Raw genomic sequence first — 6,750 nt, 5'->3', positions numbered from 1 at the left:
GCTGAGGTAGCAGCCGACGGGCACATCGGCGCGGAGCCGGAGGCGGACCGCCTCATCGAGCGCCCGCCTGAACTCTTCGACGTGCTCGGCATCCGGCCGCCGCGGTCCGGCCCGGTCGGTCGTCGGATAGTCGAAATCCCAGTAGCGGACCAGCCGGACCTCACCGGCCGAGGCGATCAGGTAGTGCCCCGGCGGAACCTGACGCACGCCGTCGAAGAGCGTGCGGTCCTGGGGCGGCGTATGGTGGTGGACGGCGCGGAAGACGCTGTGGCGGTCCCATTCGGCCGGGATGCCCGCCGCGAACAGCGCCTTGGCCTCCGAGGCGAGGACCAGCACGTCACCACGCCAGGCGTAATACAACGGCTTGATCCCGAATCGGTCCCGCGCGGCGAGGAGCTGCTCCGTGCGAACGTCCCAGAGGATGAAGGCGAACTCGCCGCGGAGCTGCTCCAGGCAGCCGGTGCCGAGCTCTTCGTACAGGTGCAGGGCGATCTCGCTGTCCGACCGGGTCTGGAGCCGATGGCCGCGCCGGGTCAGCTCGTCCTGGATGCGCTCGAAGTCGTAGAACTCACCGTTGACGACGATCTGCAGGCGCCCGTCCTCACTGCCGATCGGCTGGTCCCCGCTCGCCAGGTCGATGATGCTCAGCCGCGCGTGGCCCAGCCCGACGCGATGGTCGGGGTCCATCCAGGTGCGTTGACCATCCGGACCCCGGTGGGTCAGCCGTTGGGTGGCGCGATGCAACTCTTCAGAGCCGACCGCACCCGTCGGCGAAAACATTCCCACGATGCCGCACATTGCGAACCTCCGCTCACGAGAAAAGGGCTGCTCGGTTGCTCCGATGTGGGTCTCTCAAATCGTCGCTCTGCCACCGGCCTGCATGGCTGCTTTCACTTTCTCGATGAACACCGGCCAGCGCGGGTCCGATTCCAAGCTCATGAGCTCCATGTGGCTGCGCCGAATCGGGCACCACGCCAGGAAGGGCTCACGCTCGATCAACGCCTGTTCCAGGGCGGCGAAGGCCAGGTCATTTTCTCCCAGGCCGGCATGGAGATGATACAGCCAATACGGACGTGTGGGGGCTGGAATTGTGCGCTCGGCCAGCTCGCGTTGAATCTGCCGCGCTTGGGCTACCTGCCCGGAGAGCGCCAGCGCCTGGCCCAGTGCGGCTAAGAACAAGGGCAAGCGTCCGGAAACCTCAACGGCCCGGTGCAATTCCACGAGCGCCGCCTCGCGATCTCCCAAGAACCAGTATGCCCGGCCCAACTGCTGGTGACTGAAGGCAAAATTCGGGTCGAGTTCCAGAGCGCGGCGCAGTGGCGGAACTGCCTCGGCGAACCATTTCAGCGAGTTAAACGAAAAGCCGAGGAATGTGTGGGCTGCTCTGGAGAGCGGGTCGCCATCCACGGCACGTCGATTCTGGGCGATGGATTCCTGGTCACGTCCCGTATGGGTCAGATGCCACCCATACCAGTAGCGGGCCAGAGTGTAGTTCGAATTCAATTCCAGGGCCTTCAGCAAGTGCTGTTCGGACCCGTTCCAGTTCCAGTCGCACCAGAAAAGCACGACGCCGAGTGAACAGTGGGCCTCGGCGGAATGGTCGTCCAAAGCGACCGCGTTCTCCGCCGCGGTCTTCGCTTTGGCAACAGCCTCGCGAATCGGCAGGAAATCATAAAAACCGAGCAGGAAGTAGGCATCGGCCAGGCCGCTCCAGGCCAGCGCGTAGTTGGGATCTTCCAGCAGAGCCAGCTCGAAATAATACAGGCCCTTCTTGAGCCCGAGGCCGCGTTGGTTCCAATGACCGCGGCCTTTGACATAGAGCTCGTAAGCCTCCATGCTGGCGGTCTGCGGCCGCACGAGTTTCGCGTCGGCCTGGCCGCCCAACTGCACCTCGAGCGCGGCGACGATGGCGCGGCTGATGTCGTCCTGGATATCGAACACGTCTTTCATCTCGCGGTCGTAGCGCTCGCTCCAGAGATGAAAGCCGTCGCGCACCTTCACGTGTTGGGCGGTCACGCGCTGGCGGTTGCCCGACTTGCGCACGCTGCCTTCGAGCACCGTCTCTACGTTGAGCAACTGCCCAATGCGCCGGATGTCTTCGTTCTTGCCCTTGAAGGCGAACGACGACGTGCGTGCCGGCACGCGCAGGTCTTTCACCCGCGAGAGGGCCATGATCAGGTCCTCGGTGATGCCGTCGCTGAGAAACTCGTTCTCGTGGTCGGCGTTCATGTTCACGAACGGCAGGACGGCCAACGACGGCTTGCCTTGGGGTGTTGATTCGGGCGGCGACGATGCTGGCGATGGGATTTCGCGTGCAACCAGCGCATCGGCCACAGCCCGCGCGGAAGCGGGACGCTGGCGGGGGTCTTTTTGCAGGGAGTGCAGGATCGCGCGTTCGACGGCCGGGTCGAGGTCGGCCACCAGTTCGGCCGGAGGGCGCGGCGACGATGCCGCGTGCGCTCGATGCAACTGGTCGATCGAGCCGCTCTGGTGCGCCGGTTGGCCCGTGAACGCTTCGTAGAGGATCAGCCCCAGCGAGTAGAGGTCGCTCTGGATCGTCGTCTCGCCGCGCGCCAACTGTTCGGGCGCCATGTAGGCTGGCGTGCCGGCAATCTCGCCGATGCCACTGGCGCTGTCCTCCAGGCGTGCCAGTCCGAAGTCGGTGATGCGCGCCTGGCCGCGGCCATCGATCATGACGTTGGCCGGCTTCAGGTCGCGGTGCAACACCCCCTTCTCGTGGGCCGCCGCCAGACCCGCGCAAAGCTGTTGGGCAATCTCAAGGCCCTTGTCTCCGGGCAAACGCCCGATGCGGCGCAGCAAACCTTTCAGGTCCTCGCCGTCGATGTACTCCATCGACAGAAAGTGCTGGCCCTCCACCTCGTCGATGTCATAGACCCGGCAAACGTTGGGATGCGCGAGCTGCCGGCTCAAGCGCACCTCGCTCACAAATAACTGAAAGCGCCTGGAACTCTCGGCGACGCCGCGCGGCAGGAACTTGAGCGCCACCGGATGACCTAGTTTCAAGTCATCGGCCCGATAGACCTCACCCATGCCGCCCCGGCCGGCGAGCGACACGATGCGATAGCGGCCGGCGATTCTCGTTCCCGGCAGGAACCGGCCATGAGCGGACGAATCCGGGTCGTTCTTCGCAGGGTTGTGATCGACCGTGGCCTCCGGCCCCGCCACGAGCACGCCGCGGCAGGCCGAGCAGAACTTGCTGTCAGCATTGTTTTCGGCGGAGCAGGCCGGGCAGGTTTTCATAGGTTAAGCGCAACGATTCCGAGCATGAAGTGATTTTAGCAGAGCGGTTTCGCAATACCACCAGCGTGTCGTGTTTGAACTCTTACGCACTGTCCTTGACACAGAATCCCAGGTCCAATGACAATATCGGCATGAGCAACACCGAGACCCAATCCACGGGCATCGACCCGCAGGTTCTGGCAGACCTGGACGCCGTGATGAAGCGGATCATCGACGGCACCCCGGTGGATCCCGAAACGTCCCGCCGGATCGACGAGCGCGCCGACCGGATCACGGAGGAGATCCGCCGTAGCCGCGGCGTCATGGACGACGACCGGTTCCAGGCATTGTTGCATGACGATGACGACGCATGAAGTACGTCCTTGACGTCTCCGTCGCGATCTGCTGGGTCATTCCCCGTCCACTCACGCCGAAAGCCGACCGGCTGCGCGTTGAATACCAGCGGCAAATCCATGAACTGGTCGCCCCGTCCGTCTTCATCGATGAGGTGGCCGGCGCCCTGACAAAGGCGGAGCGGCAAAAAGACATCGCCGTCGGGGAGGCAATCCCACTTTATGCCAAGGTGATGAACAGTCACCCCGTCCTGATCCCGCATGCGTCCCTGATCGCCCGGGCCATCGAAATCTCCTCATGGACCCGGAGCGCATATTACGATTGCCTCTACGTGGCGCTGGCTGAGCGCGAGGGGTGTCAGTTGGTCACGGCTGACCAGAAGTCCATCAATAATCTCATGCCGCGCTTCCCGTTCATTGTGCCGCTGGCGACACTGCCGTGAGGCTTGCTACCGGAGGGGAACTCGGGCAAGCCGAAAGCCGAGGAAGTTGAACCGGATGACCGGCGTGAACCTGAAGCGGAACGCCGCGCGGCAGAGCCCGGAGTCGCTGTACCAGCCGCCGCCCCGGGACACCCGGAGCGAGGCCCCTGGTTCCCAGACGCTCTCGCACCAAGGACGCATGGTGAGGGATAGTGACTTTCCGAGGGCTTCAAGATTGTGCGTTTTGGAGAAGGCGACAGCCAACTCCTGCAGCAAAGCCTTGAGAAACTTCTCCGCCGCTTGTTGGCAATGAAGGCAGACCTCATCGGTGGGCATCGGCTTCATGCTGGCGATCTCTTTGGCGACGCGATAGTCGGATTCAGCCTTTCGCATCCATTCGCGTGTGGCCTTTTTCATATAGGACTTCTCCCCGGCTGAGGATTTCGCGTACGAACCAATCATCCATCTTCAATCGCTCTTGAAGGTACTCAGGCGTGCGCACGATGAGGTCTAGCGGAAAATCATAATCGAGGGCCAAACGAATCTTGGCGGCCTGGTTGACCATGTTCTTGGCCGGCATGATCACGAGCAGGTCCACATCGCTATCGTCGTCCGGTTCGCCGTAAGCATGCGAGCCGAACAGGATAATCCTGTCAGGCTGAAAGCGCTCCGCGATCTGCCGCGCCAGCTTGGCGATGGCGGTGCGGGTAATTCGCCAGGGGCGGGCGGTTTTCTTTCCCATGTTGCTGTTATATCATCCGCCGATGTCCCGTGTGTAGCAGAATCGCTTCAAGTCGGAAAGCCGCTGAATGGCCAGCCGGCTTGATTGATGCGGCGTTCCAGCCCTGCCAGCGTCGCAAGAATTTCGTCGAAGCCGGCCGGTTCACCGAGCGTTTGAGATACTCGAATCGCGCCGGCTGCGACGATGGGTCGTGAAGCCGAGCTTCATGCGTTCTCCTCGGCGAGTTCCCGGAAAATCGGGTGCATCCAGGCCGGTGCAAGCCGCAGGTCGTTGAGCAGTTCCCGCCGCTCGTCGGCTGGAAGCGTCCGCTTCAAGTGGTCTCGCCGCTCTCGTGTCACGTGCTCCTGGCCCAGTTCACGCAGCGCCTGAATCACCAGACGGGGAAAAGGGGAGAAGTCCAATTATTGACTCCGCAACGTATGCGCGACGCGGCGTGACAGCTCCCGCACCCACCACAAATGCCCTTGGGATCGTCGTGACTTCGGTTTTCGGCACGGCTTCGCCAAGGTTGAGCGTAGAATTTCCCGCGGCCACCTCCGATGCGGCTGGCGCGAAATTGTGCTCTTTTTCAGTATACCGGTCATGGCTGCTTTTCCAATCTCTTCGCAGGGCTGGTGGGCACTGGCAGCGGCCCAAGAGCTTCTCAAAAGCACCAGACTTGATAAACTGGACGCCAAGCGTTCAAGGCGATTCTGTGTTGACGGAACGAACCGAGCCCACCAGCTCAAGAACCAAGCCAAAGACCTTCTCAAGGCCGGCCAGGGGCCGACAATTGTTCGCGACGCCATGTAGGCCGGCGTGCCGGCAATCTCGCCGACGCCACTGGCACTGTCCTCCAGGCGTGCGAGGCCGAAGTCGGTGATGCGCGCCTGGCCCCGGCCATCGATCATGACGTTGGCCGGCTTCAGATCGCGGTGCAACACGCCCTTCTCGTGGGCCGCCGCCAGACCCGCGCAAAGCTGCTGGGCAATCTCGAGGCCCTTGTCCCTGGGCAAACGCCCGATGCGGTGCAGCAAACCTTTCAGGTCCTCGCCGTCGATAAACTCCATCGACAGAAAGTGCTGGCCCTCCACCTCGTCGATGTCATAGACCCGGCAAACGTTGGGATGCGCGAGCTGCCGGCTCAAGCGCACCTCGCTCACAAATAACTGAAAGCGCCGCGAACTCTCGGCGACGCCGGGCGGCAGGAATTTGAGCGCCACCGGATGACCGAGCTTCAAGGCAATCGGCGCGATAGACCTCACCCATGCCGCCCCGGCCGGCGAGGGACACGATGCGATAGCGGCCGGCGATTTTGGTTCCCGGCAGGAACCGGCCATGAGCGGACGAAGGGTTATGATCGACCGTGGCCTCCGGCCCCGGCGCGAGCACGCCGCCGCAGGCCGCGCAGAACTTGCTGTCAGCGTTGTTTTCGGCGGAGCAGGCCGGGCAGGTTTTCATGGGTCATTCGGCTCGTTCGCGGTGCCTTGCGGCTTTGACGCTGCCATTATGCCACGGCGGGCGCGGCGTTCAAGCATCGGTTGGACAAAACGCTCCTGCCGCGTTGCGGGTTTCCTTGGCCATTCATGGGAGCTTGACTACAATTGGTTGATGGCCAGACCGCGGCACCCCGATAAAGACGTTGAGGCCGCGGTTGCCTATGCCGAGAAGCACGGCTGGACGGTGCGGATCTCGGGCGGCCACGCGTGGGGCATCCTGTTCTGTTCGGCGGCGAGCCGCGGCGGCTGCAAAAGGTCGGTTTACTCGACGCCGAAGCGTCCGATCGAGCACGCGCGGCGCATACGCCGTGCGGTGGACATGTGCCCTCATTAACATGGTGAAGCCTATGACTGTCGCAGTCGCCACTTTTGCCTTTACGGTAATCCTTGAGGGGCTGGACGATGTCAGCGAAGAGCTGGCCAACCGACTCTACGAGGCCGGTTGCGACGACGCCTCGCTTGGTTGTTGTGAAGGCGTCGTTTCGCTCGAATTCGACCGCGAAGCCGGCTCTCTC

8 protein-coding genes are annotated in these 6,750 nt (G+C 63.0%); 2 read left to right on the top strand and 6 right to left on the bottom strand.

Annotated elements, in window-relative coordinates:
• Together VNH11_02320 and VNH11_02315 are read right to left on the bottom strand one after the other, a co-directional pair.
• Positions 1–798 (bottom strand): asparagine synthetase B (locus tag VNH11_02320; protein HVA45196.1); only part of this gene is annotated, 798 nt, incomplete at its 3' end.
• A gap of 54 nt (positions 799–852) precedes the next feature.
• Positions 853–3,261 (bottom strand): protein kinase, encoded by a 2,409-nt coding sequence (locus VNH11_02315; protein HVA45195.1) that lies wholly within the window; start codon positions 3,259–3,261, stop codon positions 853–855.
• 131 nt (positions 3,262–3,392) lie between these two features.
• Between VNH11_02315 and VNH11_02310 the strand changes: the two genes are divergently transcribed.
• Both VNH11_02310 and VNH11_02305 read left to right on the top strand, forming a co-directional pair.
• Positions 3,393–3,614, top strand: a complete 222-nt coding sequence (locus VNH11_02310) for a hypothetical protein (protein HVA45194.1) — start codon at positions 3,393–3,395, stop codon at positions 3,612–3,614.
• Positions 3,611–4,036 carry a type II toxin-antitoxin system VapC family toxin gene (locus VNH11_02305; GenBank protein HVA45193.1) on the top strand — a complete coding sequence of 142 codons (426 nt, stop codon included), beginning with the start codon at positions 3,611–3,613 and terminating at the stop codon, positions 4,034–4,036. The genes VNH11_02310 and VNH11_02305 overlap by 4 nt, the downstream gene beginning before the upstream one ends.
• 6 nt (positions 4,037–4,042) lie before the next feature.
• Here VNH11_02305 and VNH11_02300 read toward each other — a convergent pair whose 3' ends face one another.
• From VNH11_02300 to VNH11_02285, 4 genes are all read right to left on the bottom strand, one after another.
• A complete protein-coding gene (locus tag VNH11_02300) occupies positions 4,043–4,432 on the bottom strand; it encodes a HEPN domain-containing protein (protein HVA45192.1) in 390 nt (129 codons plus the stop codon).
• Positions 4,395–4,757, bottom strand: a complete 363-nt coding sequence (locus VNH11_02295) for a nucleotidyltransferase domain-containing protein (GenBank protein ID HVA45191.1) — start codon at positions 4,755–4,757, stop codon at positions 4,395–4,397. The genes VNH11_02300 and VNH11_02295 overlap by 38 nt, the downstream gene beginning before the upstream one ends.
• 203 nt (positions 4,758–4,960) lie before the next feature.
• A complete protein-coding gene (locus VNH11_02290) occupies positions 4,961–5,158 on the bottom strand; it encodes a hypothetical protein (protein ID HVA45190.1) in 198 nt (65 codons plus the stop codon).
• On the bottom strand, positions 5,159–5,959 hold the full coding sequence (locus VNH11_02285) for a serine/threonine-protein kinase (protein HVA45189.1): 801 nt from the start codon (positions 5,957–5,959) through the stop codon (positions 5,159–5,161). It abuts the gene before it with no gap.
• Positions 5,960–6,750: the final 791 nt, after the last annotated feature.

The organism is Pirellulales bacterium, from assembly GCA_035533075.1.
Taxonomy (GTDB): Bacteria; Planctomycetota; Planctomycetia; order Pirellulales; family JAICIG01; genus DASSFG01.
This window is presented reverse-complemented; position numbering and strand designations above follow the sequence as displayed.